18 protein-coding genes are annotated in these 18,151 nt (G+C 61.5%); 15 read left to right on the forward strand and 3 right to left on the reverse strand.

All coding sequences use genetic code 11. The features are described 5' to 3' along the window. Positions 1–147: 147 nt before the first annotated feature. The 8 genes from SBA_RS22765 (at position 148) to SBA_RS22800 (ending at position 5,281) form a co-directional block, all read left to right on the forward strand. The gene (locus SBA_RS22765) at positions 148–915 is read left to right on the forward strand and encodes a GntR family transcriptional regulator (protein ID WP_006954207.1); all 768 of its coding nucleotides are present in this window, start codon (positions 148–150) and stop codon (positions 913–915) included. A 339-nt stretch (positions 916–1,254) separates the two neighbouring features. After that, entirely contained in the window at positions 1,255–1,668 is a 414-nt protein-coding gene (locus SBA_RS22770; protein ID WP_006954205.1) for an antirestriction protein, read from the forward strand. 104 nt (positions 1,669–1,772) lie between these two features. Next, the gene (locus tag SBA_RS22775; protein WP_006954203.1) at positions 1,773–2,036 is read left to right on the forward strand and encodes a hypothetical protein; all 264 of its coding nucleotides are present in this window, start codon (positions 1,773–1,775) and stop codon (positions 2,034–2,036) included. A 189-nt stretch (positions 2,037–2,225) separates the two neighbouring features. After that, on the forward strand, positions 2,226–2,471 hold the full coding sequence (gene kleE / locus SBA_RS22780) for a KleE stable inheritance protein (RefSeq protein ID WP_238320177.1): 246 nt from the start codon (positions 2,226–2,228) through the stop codon (positions 2,469–2,471). A 4-nt stretch (positions 2,472–2,475) separates the two neighbouring features. Continuing rightward, a complete protein-coding gene (locus SBA_RS22785; RefSeq protein WP_006954199.1) occupies positions 2,476–2,763 on the forward strand; it encodes a TrfB-related DNA-binding protein in 288 nt (95 codons plus the stop codon). Continuing rightward, positions 2,760–3,506: a ParA family protein gene (locus tag SBA_RS22790; RefSeq protein WP_006954197.1), complete on the forward strand. Its 747-nt coding sequence runs from the start codon at positions 2,760–2,762 to the stop codon at positions 3,504–3,506. Before SBA_RS22785 ends, SBA_RS22790 begins: the two co-directional genes overlap by 4 nt. Before the next feature lie 2 nt (positions 3,507–3,508). Beyond that, entirely contained in the window at positions 3,509–4,531 is a 1,023-nt protein-coding gene (locus tag SBA_RS22795) for a ParB/RepB/Spo0J family partition protein (RefSeq protein WP_006954195.1), read from the forward strand. Positions 4,532–4,648: 117 nt separating this feature from the next. Beyond that, positions 4,649–5,281 (forward strand): IncP plasmid survival protein KfrC family protein, encoded by a 633-nt coding sequence (locus tag SBA_RS22800; protein WP_006954193.1) that lies wholly within the window; start codon positions 4,649–4,651, stop codon positions 5,279–5,281. 30 nt (positions 5,282–5,311) lie between these two features. Here the strand turns inward: SBA_RS22800 and SBA_RS22805 are convergent, their stop codons facing one another. Genes SBA_RS22805 through SBA_RS25340 form a run of 3 tightly spaced genes read right to left on the reverse strand, consistent with a single transcriptional unit; the run spans position 5,312 to position 6,854 of the window. After that, positions 5,312–5,752: a conjugal transfer protein TraM gene (locus SBA_RS22805; RefSeq protein WP_006954192.1), complete on the reverse strand. Its 441-nt coding sequence runs from the start codon at positions 5,750–5,752 to the stop codon at positions 5,312–5,314. Next, positions 5,752–6,477, reverse strand: coding sequence for a nucleotide-binding protein (locus tag SBA_RS22810; protein WP_006954191.1), 726 nt, complete (start codon positions 6,475–6,477; stop codon positions 5,752–5,754). The genes SBA_RS22805 and SBA_RS22810 overlap by 1 nt, the downstream gene beginning before the upstream one ends. Continuing rightward, positions 6,474–6,854: a TraK family protein gene (locus tag SBA_RS25340; protein WP_196805621.1), complete on the reverse strand. Its 381-nt coding sequence runs from the start codon at positions 6,852–6,854 to the stop codon at positions 6,474–6,476. Before SBA_RS25340 ends, SBA_RS22810 begins: the two co-directional genes overlap by 4 nt. A gap of 320 nt (positions 6,855–7,174) precedes the next feature. On the opposite strand from SBA_RS25340, the gene SBA_RS22815 reads away from it, so the two are divergent. From SBA_RS22815 to SBA_RS22845, 7 genes are read left to right on the forward strand one after another with little or no spacing between them, the layout of a single operon-like run. After that, complete coding sequence (locus tag SBA_RS22815) at positions 7,175–7,561, forward strand: plasmid mobilization protein (RefSeq protein WP_006954189.1); 387 nt, start codon at positions 7,175–7,177, stop codon at positions 7,559–7,561. A gap of 16 nt (positions 7,562–7,577) precedes the next feature. After that, complete coding sequence (gene traI, locus SBA_RS22820; RefSeq protein ID WP_006954188.1) at positions 7,578–9,896, forward strand: TraI/MobA(P) family conjugative relaxase; 2,319 nt, start codon at positions 7,578–7,580, stop codon at positions 9,894–9,896. A gap of 21 nt (positions 9,897–9,917) precedes the next feature. Continuing rightward, positions 9,918–11,810 carry a type IV secretory system conjugative DNA transfer family protein gene (locus tag SBA_RS22825; RefSeq protein WP_006954187.1) on the forward strand — a complete coding sequence of 631 codons (1,893 nt, stop codon included), beginning with the start codon at positions 9,918–9,920 and terminating at the stop codon, positions 11,808–11,810. Further along, a complete protein-coding gene (traF, locus tag SBA_RS22830) occupies positions 11,807–12,340 on the forward strand; it encodes a conjugative transfer signal peptidase TraF (protein ID WP_006954186.1) in 534 nt (177 codons plus the stop codon). Before SBA_RS22825 ends, traF begins: the two co-directional genes overlap by 4 nt. 4 nt (positions 12,341–12,344) lie before the next feature. After that, a complete protein-coding gene (locus SBA_RS22835) occupies positions 12,345–14,525 on the forward strand; it encodes a DNA topoisomerase 3 (RefSeq protein ID WP_006954185.1) in 2,181 nt (726 codons plus the stop codon). Beyond that, positions 14,522–14,773 (forward strand): hypothetical protein, encoded by a 252-nt coding sequence (locus tag SBA_RS22840; protein ID WP_006954184.1) that lies wholly within the window; start codon positions 14,522–14,524, stop codon positions 14,771–14,773. The genes SBA_RS22835 and SBA_RS22840 overlap by 4 nt, the downstream gene beginning before the upstream one ends. 18 nt (positions 14,774–14,791) lie before the next feature. Further along, the gene (locus SBA_RS22845) at positions 14,792–18,151 is read left to right on the forward strand and encodes a zincin-like metallopeptidase domain-containing protein (protein WP_006954183.1); all 3,360 of its coding nucleotides are present in this window, start codon (positions 14,792–14,794) and stop codon (positions 18,149–18,151) included.

Genomic DNA, 18,151 nt, shown 5'->3' on the forward strand with positions numbered 1-18,151 from the left:
AAAACCGCTTAGTGGGACAGTGCGCCAACACTGAACCTACAGACAATTTCCCACTTAGCGGTTTTCGGACTTCGGTTCAAGGGCGCTTGATTCGCGCAACGGGATTTTTTTGCCTGTCTCCCGGCCCTTCGCAAAGGAGGGACGACGATGAGTGACACCAGAAGAAAAGGGCCGCTGGCGATCGGGGAGCTGACCCAGCAGCTTTTCGGCCGAGCCTATGGCGACCGTAGCCGGGGCGGGAAGCACATCACCAAGGCCCGCGTGCGCGGCGGCAGCAAGGAAGCCGGGAGCGACGTAGAAAAGGGCTTCCTCGCGGCGCGAGACACCAAGACGCGCAAGGGATGCTGGCGTGCGATCAATCTGGCGTTTGAAAAGGGCCGCGCCCTGCGCGCGGAGCTGCGGCGCGAGCCGCGCGAGATAACGCAGTTCGAGCACTATTGCATGAGCATCACCAATTCCACGATCCGGGTGTATCAAGCCCTGTTGCGGATGGAGGAGCGTTTCAGGGGCAACGTGGTGCCCAGCTATGAAATGATAGCCGAATGGGCGACCGTCTCTAGGGCCACCGTCGCAAGGGCCTTGAACGCCCTTACCAGCATCGGCTTGCTGGCGCGCCTGCGGCGCTACGTCCACACCGTCACAGAGGACGGGGCGCGATCAGAGCAGACCTCCAATGCCTATCGGGTGGAATTGCCGAGGATGCTTCTCGAATTGCTCGACCGGCGCAAGCGCCCTGCCCCGGTGCCCGACGACGAGGCCCAGCGCCTACAGGACCGGCTTGAAGATGAGGCTTGGATGCTCTCCCGGTTGAGCAAGGCCGATTACATACGGGAGACGACGACATGCAAGGCCACAGCGGAGGCCCTAATCAGCCTATGGAACGGCATTTGCGCCCGTGATGGCGTTGTTGCCTAGCCGTGAGTCTCATAATGGTTCTGAACCTCCCCTTGAGTTTATTTATCTAAGGTGATGCGGAGTTGCGCTAGTCGCGCAACGCTTAATTGAGACTGTTTGAACACCAAAAAGGGGGTAAGGCTCCGATTTGGGGAGCTGACATGCGTGTCCATTCGGGGCGCGGATAGCGGCACTCTGTAAAACTGCGGGGCAGCGACCAAATATGCCTTGCGATGGAGGCCATTTTAGCGGCTAAAAGATTTTCATGGCGGGCGAGCGTAACTTGACAGCAACCGGGAAACTTCCAATATATCGGATATGGCCGGGCTATGGTGCCAAGGTCGAAACCGGAGAAGTCCGATGAGCAACAGAGAGAGAATTGCCGCCGTGCTGGTTGGCGAAGAAGACCGGATTATGTGCCTGCCCCGGCTGTTCGGGCTGGCGCGCATGATCGAGGTCGAGGCCGTCACCTATGGCTATATGTCCAAGCTATCCGCCGACTACACGGGCGCATATTGGCATTTCTACACCCTATCGAACGGCGGGTTCTACATGGCCCCCGGCGATCAGCCCCAATATCGTCTGGAATGGGACGGCAACGGCTTCTCTGGCGACGTTTCGGCCGACGCGGCGGGCCTTATAGCCACCCTGTTCATGCTGGGGCATATGCACGAAAAATACGGCGAGGATCAATTTGCCCAGCTCTATGCGTGGGCATCTGCCTATGCCGCCCAACATTCGGAAGCGGGGCCGATCGGTGCCGCGCTCGACTAGCGCCACAGGGGGGCAGCGTGCCCCCCTTCCCTTCCCTGCCTATCGGGCATATTCCTCATTCGGCCGCCATGAGGAGCAACGCCAGCGAAGGAACAGACGCGCGCATGATTGATGTTCGGCCAGATTGCCTATTGCCCGCCGATCAGGGGTGGCAGCAGCCGACGCCGGATGAGGTAAGGGCGGTCCTCAAAGCAGCGGACATGACAGGGGGCAGCGCGTCCAAGTTTCTAGGCTTGAGCAATACCCGCGTTATTCGGCGCTGGACGGGCGGCGACGATCAGATTCCCTATTCGGCATGGGCGCTGTTGTGCGCGGCTGCGGGCTTGGGAAATATTTGGGAACACCAGAACGACGATTTTAGCGGCTAAAATTATTGCCGTTCAGACTTTACGGGGGCTTGACACGGTTCGGGATGCTGTCATTATATCGGTTGTGACCGGGCAGCCCGCCAAGGTCGAAACCGGAGTATTCCGATGAAGGCGAAAATTCCCCCGCTGCCCGCACGTTTTGCGGTCATGCGGCTTCCCAATCCTCCACCCGCATGGGAGGGCAACCGCGTGGATTACGTCATTGCGGCCGTCTGGACGTTCGGAGTCCTGATCTGGACCGTCGCGCGTTTCATCATCCCGCTTGTCGTCTTCTGGCAGTTCTGCCGGATGCTCTGGTATTGGAACACGCCGGATGTTCATGCCGGTTGGCAGTTCCTCGCCTATTATGCGGTCTATATCGCCCTCTACATCTTCCTTGGCGTCTATGAGCCGAAGCTATACCGCGAGAAGAATCGCGGCAGGCGCAATGGATAAACGCTTGAGCGCGTCGGCCTTTGAGCAAGCTGCTGGACGGCTCAATATCGCGGCGCGTCCGCTCGACATGGCGCGCGCCGTTCTGGTGGACGGCGAGGCCCAATCGGCCGTGGCGAAGCGCGAAGGCGTGTCCCGCAATGCCGTTTGTCTGGCGGTCAACCGGATTTGGAACGCGCATAGCGAGGTTCCCGAAGGTTTCGAGCGTGTGACGGCGATTTTACCGAAACATAAAGCCTTCCTTGTGCGGCAATGGCAGCGCGAGGCGGTGGAAAGATTGGACGCCAAACGATGAAAACACTTGTCATAGCGAACCAGAAAGGCGGCGTTGGTAAAACTTCAACGACCGTTCATCTTGCCTATTACTTCAAAGAACAGGGGTTGAAGGTCGCAGTTATTGACTTGGACACCCAAGGAAATGCCAGCTTCACCCTTGGCGAATATGATAGCGGAGCCTTGGCGAGCGGCCTTTTCGATGCCGTGTCACAATTCGACCTGGCTAACGCCGAGGGGATTGCTGTCTTTTCCGCCGACGCGCGGTTGGCCGATCTTGAGAAACTAGATCTCGGTGCGGCTGCTGGCGCGTTCAAGCGCAGTCTGGCCGTGATCGAGGCGGAAGGCTTTGACGTGTGCCTGATAGATACCCCCCCGTCCCTTGGGGTCCGAATGGCAGCGGCGTTGCTATCGGCCGACTTTGCGGCCTCGCCCATCGAGCTTGAAGCCTACAGTTTGCAGGGCATTGAGAAGATGGTGACGACGATCGCCAATATCCGGCGCGCGAACCCGGCGCTGCAATTCCTTGGCATGATACCGAGCAAGGTTGATGGCCGGAATCCCCGGCACGGGCAGCACCTTGACGAGCTGACCCGTGCTTATCCCCAGTTGGTCATTCCGACGCCGATCGGAAACCGGAGCAGCGTTGCGGACGCGCTGGCGTCGGGCTTGCCGGTTTGGTCGATCAAACGGACTTCGGCGCGGAAAGCGGCGCAGGAAATGCGAGCGATGGCCCGCCACATTCAAGAAAAGATGGAGATTTGACGATGGCCGACAACACCGAGGACAAGAAGCCGGGCAAATCGTCCACCAAAGCCGCGCAGAAGCCCGCGCAGAACGCGGGGCTAGGGTTGGAGGGGTTGGGCGACCTTTCGAGCCTCCTAGCCTCTCCTGCGGCCCCGGAGGGCGGTTCTGGCGCTCCGCTCGAATTGGAGCTGGCGCTGATTGACGAAGACCCGAACCAGCCCCGCAAGCAGTTTGACGAAAATTCGCTGGCGGAAATGGCCGAGACGATCAGGGAGCGCGGCGTGAAGACGCCTATTTCCGTTCGGCCCAATCCCAAGGTGGAGGGGCGCTATCTCATCAACCACGGCGCGCGCCGCTATCGCGCGTCCCTGTTGGCCGAGAAAGTGACAATTCCGGGCTTCATCGACCCCGATTATACCGAGGCCGATCAGGTCATTGAGAATTTGCAGCGGGACGCTCTCACGGCCCGCGAGATTGCCGACTACATCGGCCGCGAGCTGGCCAACGGGAAAAAGAAGGGCGAGATTGCCAAGGCCATCGGGAAATCCCCGGCCTTTGTCACCCAGCACGCGGCATTGCTCGATTTGCCGGAGCCGATCGCCAAGGCGTTCCAGAGCGGGCGTTGCAAGGACGTGACGTTGATCTATGACCTTGTGGGCCTCCACAAGAAGCATAGCGAGGGCGTTGCGCGCTGGCTGGCCGATGCCGATCAGGAGATTACGCGCGGATCGGTGCGGCTCTTGAAGGAGTTCCTTGAGTCCGGCTTGAGCGGCGAGGCCGAGGAGGAATCGGGCGACGACGAGGGCAACGGCGGCGCTAGTGACGACGCCGGGGCCGGAGAGGAGAAGGAACCGAAGGAGGAAGACCCGCTAAAGCTGAAAAAGGCCATTGTGCAGGTTTCTCATAACAAGCGCCCTGCCCGTCTGATCCTGAATAAGCGGCCCTCGCGCGATGGCGTGGCGTGGATCAAGTATGAAGACAGCGGCGAGGAAACCGAGGCCGATCTTGGAAAAGTGCAGCTTCTTGCGCTTCTTGAAGGATAGTCCCCTCCCCTGCCCAGCCTTACAGGCCCCGCTTGTGCGGGGCCTTTTTTATGGCGCGAGAGGTAAGAAAATCGGATATAGTGCAAGCTAGAAATTTTAGCCGCTAAAGGAACGGCCATGCAGGACACGCCGATTGCAGACCCGGACAAGTTTTCACTGGACGAGGGAACGGGCGACCCACAGGCCGACGCCGACCGGCTGTTAGACGAGGCGCGCACGCTGGATAGTCAGGAAACGGCAGCTATCGCCACCGCGCCAACCGAGGAAACCTATAACGCCCAGCTACAGACGGTCATTGAGGAGAAGGTTGAACAGGCGAACCAGATCGAGGACCGCCTAGAAAGCATGATGGAGCAGCAAACCGCCCGTTTGCAGCAAATCCAGCAGCAGCCCCCCGGCTTCCTGTCCCTGCCCGGCAAGCGCCAAGCATGGCAGGCCCGGATTGCCAACGCGCAAGCGGCCGTGCAGCGGATCGCGGTAAGGCTGGAAGCCGTGCGCGAAATCCGCGACGGCATGGCCGTTCACGGCCCGCGCGTGGAGACGATCGCAGCGGCCAAGCTCGAATATCGAGAGCCGAAACTTGTCGATGATTTCGAGGAGCTGATGCAGGCACGTCGGTTGCATGAGCTGCACATGCGCGCGGAGCGGGAGAAAGAACAGATCAGGGAAAAGACGATCGAGCGCGGCGCGGACGATCGGAAACCGGCAGGCCGCACGCTCGCGCGCGGATTGGCGAGAGATGGGGGATAGTGCGACATGGGGGAGGGGCCTTCGCTGGCGTCAATGATGGAACAGGGCGGCGGCCAACACTACCAGCGCCGCGATCAGCGTCAGGCCCGACGCTAGGAGATTGCGGTTAGCGACGGCCCGGCCATCGTTTAGGGGCTTTTGCAGCCCCGTCCCGATATGCTCCCCCACTTCCTTGATGATCGCCTTCGCTGCGGCCCCCATACGCTCGTTCATGGCGGCTTCCGAGGCGTCCAGCGCCGCGTTCAGCACCGATTCCGCCTTGTCGGTGATAGCAATCGACCAACGATTGCTCATGTCTTCCAGCTCGCTTTTGAACGCCTTTAGTTGCTCCTCCTGCGCATCGGCGCTTTCGCCCAGCAACATCGCGTTGATGGTTTGCAGGATCATCAAGGGATCATCGGCGGACAGCGTGACCCCGTGCTGGCGCGAGATTTCCGCGATCAGCGCCGCGATTTTTTCGTGATCGGCCATTACACGACCTTAGCCTTGTCGAGTTCAGCAAAGACCGCATCACGAACGCGGCCGAGGCGGTGACGCTGCATCAGGGCTATGTCGCCATCGGCAAGCGTTTCCTCAAAAGTCTTGCGTGCGGCCAGCATGTCCCGAACGTCCGCCCCGAAGGTTTCCTTTCTCAGATCGGGGAGGGTGACGATCGCGGCGACCCGATCCTTTAGCTCCCGGTAGGCTTTGAGCTGTTCAAAACTCTTACCCTCTGCCTCGACAGGCCCATGATAGGGGTTGAGCCACACGACGATTGCAGCCGGATCGGGGAAGGCTTCGGCTACCGAGGCGAAGCCTTGAAGCGTGTCGATCAGCGATTGCCCGCCTACGATAATGGTATGCAGGACGAGCTTATGGCCCAGATCGGCAATCACGTCAGGCGCACCGTTGTCGAACATATAGGAGGATAGGGCGCTGTAGCTGCTCGCGCCGCTGTCAATGACCACCGATTCCTTGGAACCGGCGATCATTTCCATCATGGCGTCGAATTTGCGCGGGTTTATGTCGCCGTTTTCCAGCAGCTCGACCTTGGACACGTTGAGGGACTGAAACCCGGCAAGGGTGGCGTTGATCGGATCGGTATCAATGCAGAGCGGGCTTTCGCCTCGCTTGGTCAGATATTGGGCCAGCATCGAGGCGGCGAGCGACTTGCCCACACCTCCCTTGCCCTGCAAAACTATGTGGACGTTGCTCATACCAAATCCTCTTTGTTCGGAGTGGCCGGGTGATTGAAGCGCGCCGGTTTGGGCCGGGGCGGCGGATCAGCTTCGGCCGAGGCCGTTGCTGATCGGGAAGGGGAGGGGGGCGCTGGAGGTGCCTTGGGCGGTTCCCCGGTAGCTGGCGCGCGATACCGGCGAACGTATTTGGCGAACCACGCATAGCCGAAGCTAATGCGGCCTTCCTCCGTCAGCAGCTCCCATATGCCGCGCACCGGCCATCCTTCCGCAAGGGCTGCATCTATGTCCGATCGAGCGGCGAGGAATTGCGCGAGGTTCCGGTTTTTGCCCCCCGGCTCCCGTGAGGCCGCCCGTTCGCGCAATCGCTCCGTGAAGGATTTCCCGCTGTCTGTCATTTCCACCTACGATATTTTTCGGCGCATAATCGGCTATAAAGCGTTCATAAACCGGCCACGAACCGATGAACTCCCGCTATATCGTATTTTTCTGCCAGATTAGGCCGTGTGGCGCTAGATATTTTCGGGGGTGAACGATATATGATCGTTCCAGCAACAGTTTCTATTTGGCGTCTAAACGTCGAAGACGGGGCAGGATAGGTAATGGAGGCATCCACGCAAGCGCGGACACCCCCATTACTCCCCTTATTCGCACCGGGGGCGCTCAACGGGAATCCTGCTCTGCGAGGCCCGCCGCTACCGCGTCGAAAGGGAGAGAGTTGAACGACAAGCCCAAGGCCAAACGCGAGCGGCACCACGTCAAGATATGGTGCAGCGCGGAGGAGAAAGCGGAGATCGAAGCCGCCGCGCAGGCAACCGGCTTGAGCGCATCCACCTATCTCCGCGTCCTTGGATTAGGGCATGAGCCGCGCCCTCTGATCGACATAGAACAGGGGCGCGAGTTGGTGCGCGTGAATGGCGACCTTGGCCGCCTTGGCGGCCTGTTGAAGCTATGGCTTACCGACGACGCCAAGTTGGAGGAGATGGCCCCGGAGCGGATGCCGGTTATCATCCGGGGCGTGCTGGCCAAAATCGAGGCCAATCAGGAGGAGTTATCCGGCATCATTCGGAAGGTCTTGCGCTCCCGGCAAGATTTTAGCGGCTAAAAAAGGGGCCGCGCCGATGATCGCAAAACACGTCCCCATGAAGGCGACTTCCAAGAGCGATTTTGGCGGGTTGGTGCGATACATCACCAGCGCGCAGGGACGTGACGAGCGCGTGGGTCTGGTGACTGTCACCAACTGCAACGGCCATACGCCAGAAGATGCTGCGCAGGACGTTATGCTTGTCCAATCCGCCAACCAGCGGGCGGCGTCGGATAAGACCTACCACTTGATTATTTCCTTCCGGCCCGGCGAGAATCCCAGCGCCGAGGTTATGCGTGACATAGAGGAGGCGGTATGCGCCGCGTTGGGCTTTGCCGAGCATCAACGGGTTAGCGCCGTCCACCACGACACCGACAACACGCATATTCATCTAGCGATCAACAAGATTCACCCTGTCCGGCACACGATCCACGCGCCGTTGCGGGATTATCAAACCCTTGCCGCTGTTTGTGAGCGGCTAGAGGTCAAGCACGGGTTAGAGCCGGATAATCATGCGGCCCGGCAGCGCGCGGGAGAAGCACGCGCGCGCGACATGGAGCAGATCGCGGGCACGGAAAGCCTGATAGGTTGGGCGCAGCGGAATTGCGCCGAGCCATTGAAGGCCGCCGCGAGTTGGGCCGAGTTGCACCAGATCGCGGCCAATTTCGGCTTGTCGGTGCAGGCGCGCGGCAACGGCCTGATATTTGCGGCGATGGACGGAACGACCGTAAAGGCCAGCTCCATCGCGCGCGAACTGTCAAAAGGGGCGCTAGAGAAACGCTTGGGAGCCTTCCAGAGCGCACAGGGAGGGGAGGGGGCACCGAAGGCCCGTCAGACCTATGAAAAGCGCCCCGTGCCCTCCCGTATCGACACCAGCGCCCTATTCTCCGCCTACCGCGAGCAGCAGGGCACACGCGCCACGCGCCGAAAGGTCGAGCTGGCCGAGGCCGCAGCCAAGCGCCGCGCGGCCATTGAACAGGTGAAGCGCATCGGGAGGACGAAGCGGGCGGCGATAAAGCTGCTAGGTGGCGGCCCGGTTGTTAAGCGCCTCAATTACGCATTGGCGGCCCGCTCCACCAAGGCCGCCATTGCCAAGATTGTCGCCGCCCACGGGCGGGAACGGGAGCGCATTGCGTCGCGCAATTCCCGGCGCGGGTGGAATGACTGGCTACAGGAGCAGGCCAAGGCAGGCGACCAGACCGCCCTTGAGGCCCTGCGCGCGCGGGAGGGGCGGCGCACAGCCCCCAATGACGCGCTGCATATAGCCGCCATGCCGACCGCAGCGCATCCCGCAGCGATCAGGCAAGACCACATCACTAAGCGCGGGACGATCATCTACCGCACCGCCAATGCAGCGGTGCGCGATGATGGCCAGCGCCTGCATGTATCGCGCGGGGCGCAGATCGAGGGCGTTGTTGCCGCCTTGCGGCTTGCGCACGAACGCTATGGCGACAGGCTGGCGATCAGCGGCAGCGATCAATTCAAGGCCCTTGTGGTGGAAGCCGCCGCCCGTTCGGCCATGCCCATCACTTTCGCGGACCCCGATCTAGAGGCCCGCCGTCAAAATATCAGGCAAGAGGAGCGTGCGCGTGACAGACAAATCATTGGACGAGGAGATAGAGGCGGCGCTGGCGTTGTTGGGCGAAACGCCGTCAATGGCGCTGGACGAGACGCCAGCGCCACAGCACCAGGTCGAAACGGGACATTCCGACCCGGAGCCGTCAGCGCCGGAGGAACCAACGCCGGAACCGGCCTTGCAGCCGGAGGAGCCAGCATCGCCGCCGTTGGAATTGGTCACGCACAGCCCGCCAGAAATGGACATTCTAGCGCCGGAGGAGCCGAGGCCCCCAGCGAGCGCGCCGTTAAGCCCAACATTGGCCGCGTTGGACGAGAGCCGCCGCCCGAAAGCCGAGGTAGTTTGCGCGACCTGTCCAAACTCGGTCTGGTTCAGCACGCCGAGCGAGGTAGCTTGCTATTGCCGCGTCATGTTCATTCAGACGTGGACGACCAAAAAGCCCGGCCAGATCGTCTTGTGCGACGGGACGACGATCGGCCGCGAATGAGCGACGATCAGGCCAGAGCAGCGGATAAATACATTGCGGAACGTAATGCGAAGCGTCACATTGGAATGGATATACCGGCGCATCGGCTGTTCACTGGCGATCATGGGCCGCTGATTTACGCCGGGACGCGACAAATCGAAGGGCAGAAATTGATACTCCTAAGAGATGGCGCTGACATGCTTGTGCTGCCCGTGGACGCGCGCAGCGCCGCCCGCGCGGGCAAGCTGGCGATTGGCGAGCCGATCGAGATTGCCAGCAACGGCACCGTCAAAAGCAAGGGGCGCAGCCGGTAACGGCCGCGAGAAGGGCAAAGCATGGCAAAGAAGCGCAATACAGCCATCGGGCCGCAAGTGCGGGAGCGCGGAAGCAAGGGCGATAATCGCCCGTTGCTGGCGGCCCTTGTGGCCGGTTCCGCCCTTGGAGGCTTATGGAGCGCAACGCAGATGTTCGCGCACCAGATGGCCTATCAGGCTACCTTGGGGCCGAACGCGGGCCATATCTATGCCCCGTGGCGTTTCCTGCAATGGTTCAGCAAATGGAGCGAGGTTCCGGCGCTGAAACCCGCCTTCGGGCAAGCCGTGGGCGTGGGCACCGTGGTTTTCGGCGTGGGCGTCCTGATAACCGCTGCTGTCAAACTGGCGAAATCGAACGCCGGGAAGGGCAATGCCTATCTGCATGGATCGGCCCGCTGGGCCGACATGGAGGACATTCGCGCGGCCAGCCTCGTTGAAAATGATGGGGTCTATATTGGCGCATATCAGGAGAAGAACGGGAAGACGGTCTATCTACGCCATTCCGGCCCGGAGCATTGCCTAACCTATGCCCCGACCCGATCGGGGAAGGGCGTGGGCCTTGTCATCCCGACGCTGCTTTCGTGGCCGCATAGCGCCGTCATCACCGATTTGAAGGGCGAGCTATGGGCGTTGACCGCCGGTTGGAGGAAGCAGCACGCCAACCAGATCGTCATGCGGTTTGAACCGGCCAGCTCGCGCGGCTCCGCCCACTGGAACCCGCTGGACGAAATCAGGGTAGGGACTGACAACGAAGTCGCAGACGTTCAGAATCTCGCTACGCTGATAGTGGACCCGGACGGGAAGGGGGTCGAAAGCCATTGGCAAAAGACCTCGCGGGCGCTTCTGGTAGGCGTGATCCTGCATGTCATCTACAAAGCCAAGCATGGCGGCAACGCGGCGACCTTGGCCGAAGTGGATGCCGTATTGGCCGATCCGGTTCGGCCCGCGCAGGAAGTTTGGGAGGAAATGCTTACGTTCGGCCATTTGCCGGGCGGCAAAAATCATCCCGTTGTCGGCAAAGCCGCACGCGCCCAGCTCAATCGCCCCGATGATGAGGGCGGATCGGTTCTATCGACCGCGCAGAGCTATCTAGAATTATATCAAGACCCGGTTGTGGCCGCGAATACCGCCACTTCCGATTTTCTCATTCGTGACCTGATGAACAGCGAGAGGCCGGTTAGCCTCTACATCATCACCCAGCCCACGGATAAGGACCGGCTGCGCCCGCTTGTCCGCGTCATGCTCAACATGATGGTGCGTATCCTCGCGCCCAAGCAGGAGTTCGAGGAGGGCCGCGTAGTTCAGAGCTACAAGCACCGCGCGCTATTTATGATTGATGAGTTTCCCAGCCTTGGGAAACTTGGAATCATTCAGGAGTCCTTGGCGTTCGCCGCAGGCTACGGCCTGAAATTCTATCTCATTTGTCAGGACACCAACCAGCTTAGGAGCCGGGAAACCGGCTATGGGCCGGATGAGCTGATAACCTCCAATGCTCATATCCAGAACGCCTATCCGCCCAACCGCGTTGAGACGGCCGAGCATCTTTCCAAACTCACCGGGCAGACCACCGTTCTTAAAGAGCAAATCACTAAAAGCACGGGACGCGGGGGCGGGGGGTTCTTTGGTGGCACCGTGTCCAAGACCGTGCAGGAAACCCAGCGCCCGCTTTTGACGCCGGATGAGTGCATGAGGATGCCGGGGCCGAAGAAGACCCCGGACGGAGATATTTCGGAAGCGGGCGACATGCTGATTTATGTCGCAGGCTATCCCATGATCTACGGCCGTCAGCCCCTCTATTTCCAAGACCCGACCTTTAGTGCCCGCGCCAAGATTCCCGCGCCGGATCGGAGCGACACGATCAGGGGCAATCAAGCGCCGAAGCCGCCCGAAGGGGGCCGGAGGATCAAACTATGAAGCGGCCGAGCTTCGCCAAGGTCAGCCGCTATGCGGTTTGTGGCGTGGCGGGGGCCATGATCGCCATGCTTGGCGCGAAGGCGGCGGGCCTTCGCTTCAACGCTACGCCGAGCATCCCGCTAGGCGTCTATCGGGCGACGGGCGGGACCGCGCAAAAGGGCGATCTTGTGGCGTTCTGTCCGCCCGCAGCGCCGCCCTTTTTGGAGGCGTTGCGTAGGCGCTACATCGAACCCGGCGACTGCCCCAGCGGAAGCTATGAAATGATGAAGCGGATTTTAGCCGCTAAAGGCGACCGCGTTCAGATTGGCGGGCAGGGCGTGCGGATCAACGGCCGCCTTGTCCCCGACAGCGCTCCGCAGCTTGCCGATGGGGCAGGGCGGGCCTTGCCCCGGCTCAATGCCGATTGGACGCTAGGCGACGGGGAAATCCTTGTCCTTGGCGATGGCGCGGCCTCTTTCGACGGCCGCTATTTCGGGCCGATCAGCGCGCGGCAAGTGACCGCCCCTATCAAACCCGTAGTGACGTGGTGACGGCATGAGCGGGGAGATCATTGTCATTGCTGAAAAGCCCGAACTCGCGCGGGCCATTGCCGAGGGCCTTGGGGGAGGGGCGCGACAAGACGGCTTCATAGATTGCGGCCGTCATTATGTGACATGGGCGATCGGCCACATGCTTGAGCTGGTGGACCCGCAAGACCCGTGGAACATGGCCGCGCTGCCGATCAGCTTCATCCCGTGGGAAAAGCGGCCCGTCGCCAAGACGAGCGCCCAGCTCCGCACGATCGGCAAACTCCTCAAATCGGCGCGGAGCGTCATTCACGCGGGCGACCCCGACGATGAGGGCCAGCTTATTGTTGACGAGATTCTGCAATGGGCCGGGAGCCGGTTGCCGGTCCAACGCCTGCTAATCAATGACAACAATCTAAAGGTTGTGCAGCGGGCCTTGGCGTCCATGCGGGATAACCGTGAATTTGCCGGGTTGTCCGCATCGGCCGAGGCGCGCAGCGTGGGCGACTTGCTCTATGGCGTGAACATGACCCGCGCCTATACCCTCGCGGCGCAGGCGCGGGGGTTTCAGGGCGTTCTTAGCGTCGGCCGCGTGCAGACCCCTATCTTGGGCCTTGTCGTCCGCCGTGACCGCGATTTTGAGGCGCACACCAAGAGCTATTATTACACGGTTTCGGGCCAGTTCAGTTTCGCCGGGCTGACCTTTCCCGCGCGCTACCAGATCGGAGAGGGCGACCCGGTTGATGAGCAGCGCCGCTTGATCGACCGCAATTTTGCGACGGCGGTAGCCGGGGCGGTGCAGGGGCAACCGGCTCGCATCGCCAGCGCCAAGACCACGGCGAAAGAGGCAGCGCCGCCGCTGCCCTACAACCTCTTGAAGCTGCAAACCGATGCCGCACGGAAATTCGGCTATAAGCCCAATCAGGTGAAGGACATTACGCAGGCGTTGCGGGAGAAGCATCGCCTTATCACCTACAACCGCAGCGACAGCGAATATTTGAGTGATGAGCAGCACGCGGACGCCCCCGGCGTGCTGGCGGCCGTCGCCGCGACGGTCCCGATGCTGGCGGCGATCGCGCAGCGCGCGGACCCGGCGATAAAAAGCCGTGCCTTCAACTCGCAGAAGGTTTCCGCGCATCACGCCATCATTCCGACCGAAGCCACGGCCGATTTTGCCGCGCTGACAGAGCCGGAGCAGCGAACCTATATGCTGATCGCGCGCGCCTATGTCGCGCAGTTCTGGCCCGCGAACCAATATGACCAGACCGAAATCGAGATAGAGGTTGCGGGTCACGCCTTTGCCGCGCGGGGCAAGGTTGTGACCAAGCCGGGTTGGACGGTTCTCTATAAGAACGATGTAGGCAATGAGGACATTGCCGAGGACGAGGACACCCTTGCGGCCGATTTGCGTTCGATCGCGTCGGGCATGGCCGGGCAATGCCTTTCCGCCAGCGCCGACCAGCAGGAAACCAAGCCCAAGCCGCTCTATACGATGGCCACGCTTTTGACCGACCTAACGCGGGTGGCCAAATATGTTCGGGACGAGCGGCTTAGGAAACTCCTGATCGAGAAGGACAAGGGGAAGGCGGGCGAGCATGGCGGAATTGGAACCCCGGCGACCCGCGACAGCATCATAGCCACGCTTTTCGATCGCGGCTTTTTGATCGAGAAGGGCAAGAATATCATCAGCTCCCCGCAGGCGCGCGGCTTCTATGACGCCTTGCCGGATCAGGCGAAATTTCCCGACATGACCGCCATTTGGCACGAACAGCAGCGCGCGATTGCCGAGGGCAAGAGCGATGCCATGACATTCGTTCGCGGACTGGCCGATTATGTCGGCCGCGAGGTCGCGCGGGTGAAAGAGCAGGGCCTTGCCATAGCGATCGACGCGCCGCCTTGCCCGTCATGTTCCAAGCCGCTGCGCCGGATCAAAGGGAGCAAGGGCTATTTTTGGTCCTGCACCGGCTATGCCGACGGCTGTAAATTCACCGCCAATGACAAGGCGGGCAAGCCGGAGCTGGTGAAGGCTCCCGCGCCCGTGCCGTCGCAGCAGCACAAATGCCAAGCGTGCGGCGCTGGCCTAGTGCGGCGTCCTTCCGCGAAAAAGAAGGGGGCCTTCTGGTGGAGTTGCAGCGCCTATCCCGGCTGCAAACAGACCTATTTCGACAACAAGGGACAGCCCGATTTCAGCAAAGGAGAACGAGCATGACGGATCAACCCAATGCGCAGGACGTGCCCACCCTTGACGAGCTGGTGACGCGCAAACTTGCCGACGCCGAGACTCCCGGCGCGGTTGTGGAGTTCGACCCGGAGGAGGCGGAGCGGGCGGGGGCCTTTGTTGAGGATGCCATGAGCGAGGCCGACGCGCGCGAGGCCGAGGAAGGGCTTGATGGTGACGCGGAGCCGATCGCCACGGGACGCGGCGAATTGATCGCGGCAGCGCGCAACGCCGACTAATCGGGAGGAGGCGAGGATATGGCCGAGGGCAAGATACCTTTTCACCAGCGCGTTGCCGACAAGCTGATAGAGCAGTTGAAGCAGGGCACCGCCCCTTGGCAAAAGCCTTGGGAGGCGACGGGCAGCAGCGGGTTGCCGTTCAACCCCACCACGGGGAAACGCTATCGCGGCGTCAATGTCCTCAATCTCATGTCCGAGGGCCGGGCTGATAATCGCTGGCTGACATACAAGCAGGCCGCAGCCCAAGGCGCACAGGTGCGGAAGGGCGAGAAAGGCTCCCTTGTCCAATACTGGCAGTTCGAGGAGGAGCGGGTAGTTCGGGACGAGAGCGGTAAGCCCGTTCTGGATGCCGAGGGTCGCCAGAGGAAAGAGAAGGTCGAGCTTGAGCGGCCCCGTGCGTTTTATGCCGTGGTGTTCAACGCCGAGCAGATCGACGGGCTTGCCCCGATCGTCACCACTACGCACGAATGGAATCCGGTGGAGCGGGCCGAGGCCATCTTGCGGGCGTCGGGCGCGAAAATCACCGAGGAAGCGGGCGACCGCGCCTATTATCGGCCTTCGACCGACAGCATCACCTTGCCGTTGCGGAGCCAGTTTCCGAGCGCGGATCGGTTCTACGCCACGGCGCTGCACGAGCTGGGGCACTGGACTGGCCACCCCAACCGCCTTGACCGGGATTTGGCGCACCCGTTCGGTTCGGAAGGCTATGCCCGCGAAGAATTGCGGGCCGAGATTGCGAGCCTCATAACCGGGCAGGAATTGCAGATCGGCCACGACCCGGAGCAGCACGCGGCCTATGTCGGATCATGGATCAAAGTCCTTGAGGAAGACCCGCTTGAGATTGTCCGTGCCGCATCGGACGCCGAGAAGATTCACACCTATGTTCTGGCGCTGGAACAAAAACAGGTTCAGCAGGTCGAGCAGGCACACGACCATACGCAATATTTCGTCAGCAACGAAAATACGCTTTGCTATCAGCAGCCGGGCATGGCGATGTTGGGCGTTCTTGCCAGCAATATAGACGGGCGCAACCCGATTAACGGGCCATTCTATGCCAGTCCGCTAGATCAAATCCGGCCTGCCACGCGCGAGGATTTTGACAGGTTCCGCGTTACTCTACCGCCAGACTTCCAGCAGGCGCAGGAGTATCGCCAGAATGATCTTGATGAGGGCGATCGGCTTGCGGTCGCGGACATGGCCAAGACTGTTCAAGCCTATGAGGAGTGGCAGAACGGCCCCCATTTCGAGGGGAACGAGGAAGCGGACCTAGTAATATCCGACGACCTCAATATGGAGCTGGACGAGCGTATAAAGGCCGCCTTCGCCAGACCGGGGCTTGCGGCGGCGCTCAATGCCTCCGGGTTTACGGTCGAGCGGCTGACAGACCATAGCGGCGACAGATGGGCCGCCGCAGCCGGGGCCGTTGCCGCCATAGGCGATCCTATACCGGAGCCGCAGCAGCACTATTCCGACCGCACTTTGCGCGCGCTGATCGACAAGCACGGTTGGGAGCCGGTTGATAGTGGCGGGCCGATGCACACCGTTCGACGGCAATTTGAGGGCGTCGGGCCGATCGGCACGATGATAACCCCGAACGGCGAGCGAAACCTTATGGCGGGCTATTCCGCAGATAGCGAACGCCGCCGCTATATCGCCTTGTCGCTTGGGCCGAACCAGATCACCGATTTTGACGGCCGCGACCAGAACCCGGAGGACGTTGCCCGCCTTGTCAATTTGAAGGCCGAGCAATATGCCGATGAGCGCCGCGAGCGGCAGGGCTTGGCCCCTCTCTATGCGGTCAATTCGCCGCCCTTGGGCATCGCCGCGACCGACCAGCGGGACGCCGCGCCAGAGCCTTCCACCCGCACATATCTTGCGGTCCCCTATCGGGAAAAGGACGAGGCGAAAGCCTTGGGCGCGAAATGGGATAAGGCCGAAAAGTCGTGGTATGTTCCGGCAGGCGCTAATGTCGAGCCGTTCCAGAAATGGCTTTCAAGCGCCGTAGAGGCACCCGCAGGAGATCTAGGCCAATCGCTCCCCGGCGAGCGCGCGCAGCGCCCCACGGCCCCGGAGCAGCCGCAGGAAGGGCAAACGATGCAGGAAACCCCGCGACAGGCACGCGAATATCTGGCGGTGCCTTATGGCGAACGAACCCTTGCCAAAGCCAACGGCGCGAAATGGGATGCCGCTCGCAAGAGCTGGTATGCGCCGGAGGGCGCGGACCCGGAGAAGCTGGCGCGCTGGAAAATAGACAATCAGCCGCGCCAGAAGGAGGCGAAAAGCCCGGAGGTCGAATTTGCCGACGCGATGAAATCTCTTGGCCTTGAGGTTCCCGCAGGGCACCCGATGATGGACGGCAAGACCCACCGCGTTCCGGCACAGGGCGATGGAAAGGGCGAGGTGGCGGGTTTCTATGTCGCCTTCACCGATGGCCACCCAGCGGGCTACATCAAGAACAACCGTTCGGGGCTGGATATGCGATGGAAAAGCACCGGCTACACGTTGAGCGAGGAGGAAAAGGCCCGGTTGAACGCCGAGGCCGCCACCAAGCGAGAGGAGCGCGAGCGGGAGCGGGCGGCGACATATGATGCGACGGCCGAGCGCGTGCAGCAGCGCGCCGCGCAATGCCGTCAGATCGAGCAGGCAACGCCCTACATGGAGAGGAAGGGTATTGCGCCGACGATCGGCGCGCTCGCCAGCGCCAGCGATACTACAATCCACCTTCCGGCGATCGACACCAGCGGCAAGCACTGGACGACGCAATATATTCAGGAAGACGGCACGAAGCGTTTTGCGAAGGAGAGCCACAAGGAAAGCTGTTTCCATGTGGTCAACGGGGGCGTGACGCCGCAGGCCGCACTAGCCGCGCTCGACAAGGCCCCGCGCATTATGATTGGCGAAGGCTACGCGACGATGGCGACCGTCTCTAGCGTGGTGGACCATGCGACCGTCGCGGCGTTCGATTCCGGCAACCTCCCCGCCGTCGCAGCCGCGTTGCGCGAGCGTTACCCCGACAAGCCGATTTTCATCATGGGCGAGGACGATCAGCGCGTCTTGGAGAAATTCGGCTACAATCCCGGCAAGGAGAAGGCGACCCAAGCGGCGCAGGCCGTGAACGGCGTTCCGGTCTTCCCGACCTTCGCCCCCGGCGAGCAGCAGGCCGACCCGGCACGCTTCACCGACTTCAACGACTTGCAGCAGAACAGCCGCTTGGGCCGTGAAGGCGCGGTGCGCCAGATCAGGGCGGCGATCGAGAACCCGCGTCAGCAGGAGCGGGAGGCTCCCCGGATCAAGCTGGACGACGAACGCGAAAGGAAGCGTTCCGGGCCGGTTATCGGAGACGATCAACCGGCCCAGCGCCGCAGCGTTCGACGCTAG

Source organism: Sphingomonas bisphenolicum (assembly GCF_024349785.1).
Taxonomy (GTDB): Bacteria; Pseudomonadota; Alphaproteobacteria; order Sphingomonadales; family Sphingomonadaceae; genus Sphingobium; species Sphingobium bisphenolicum.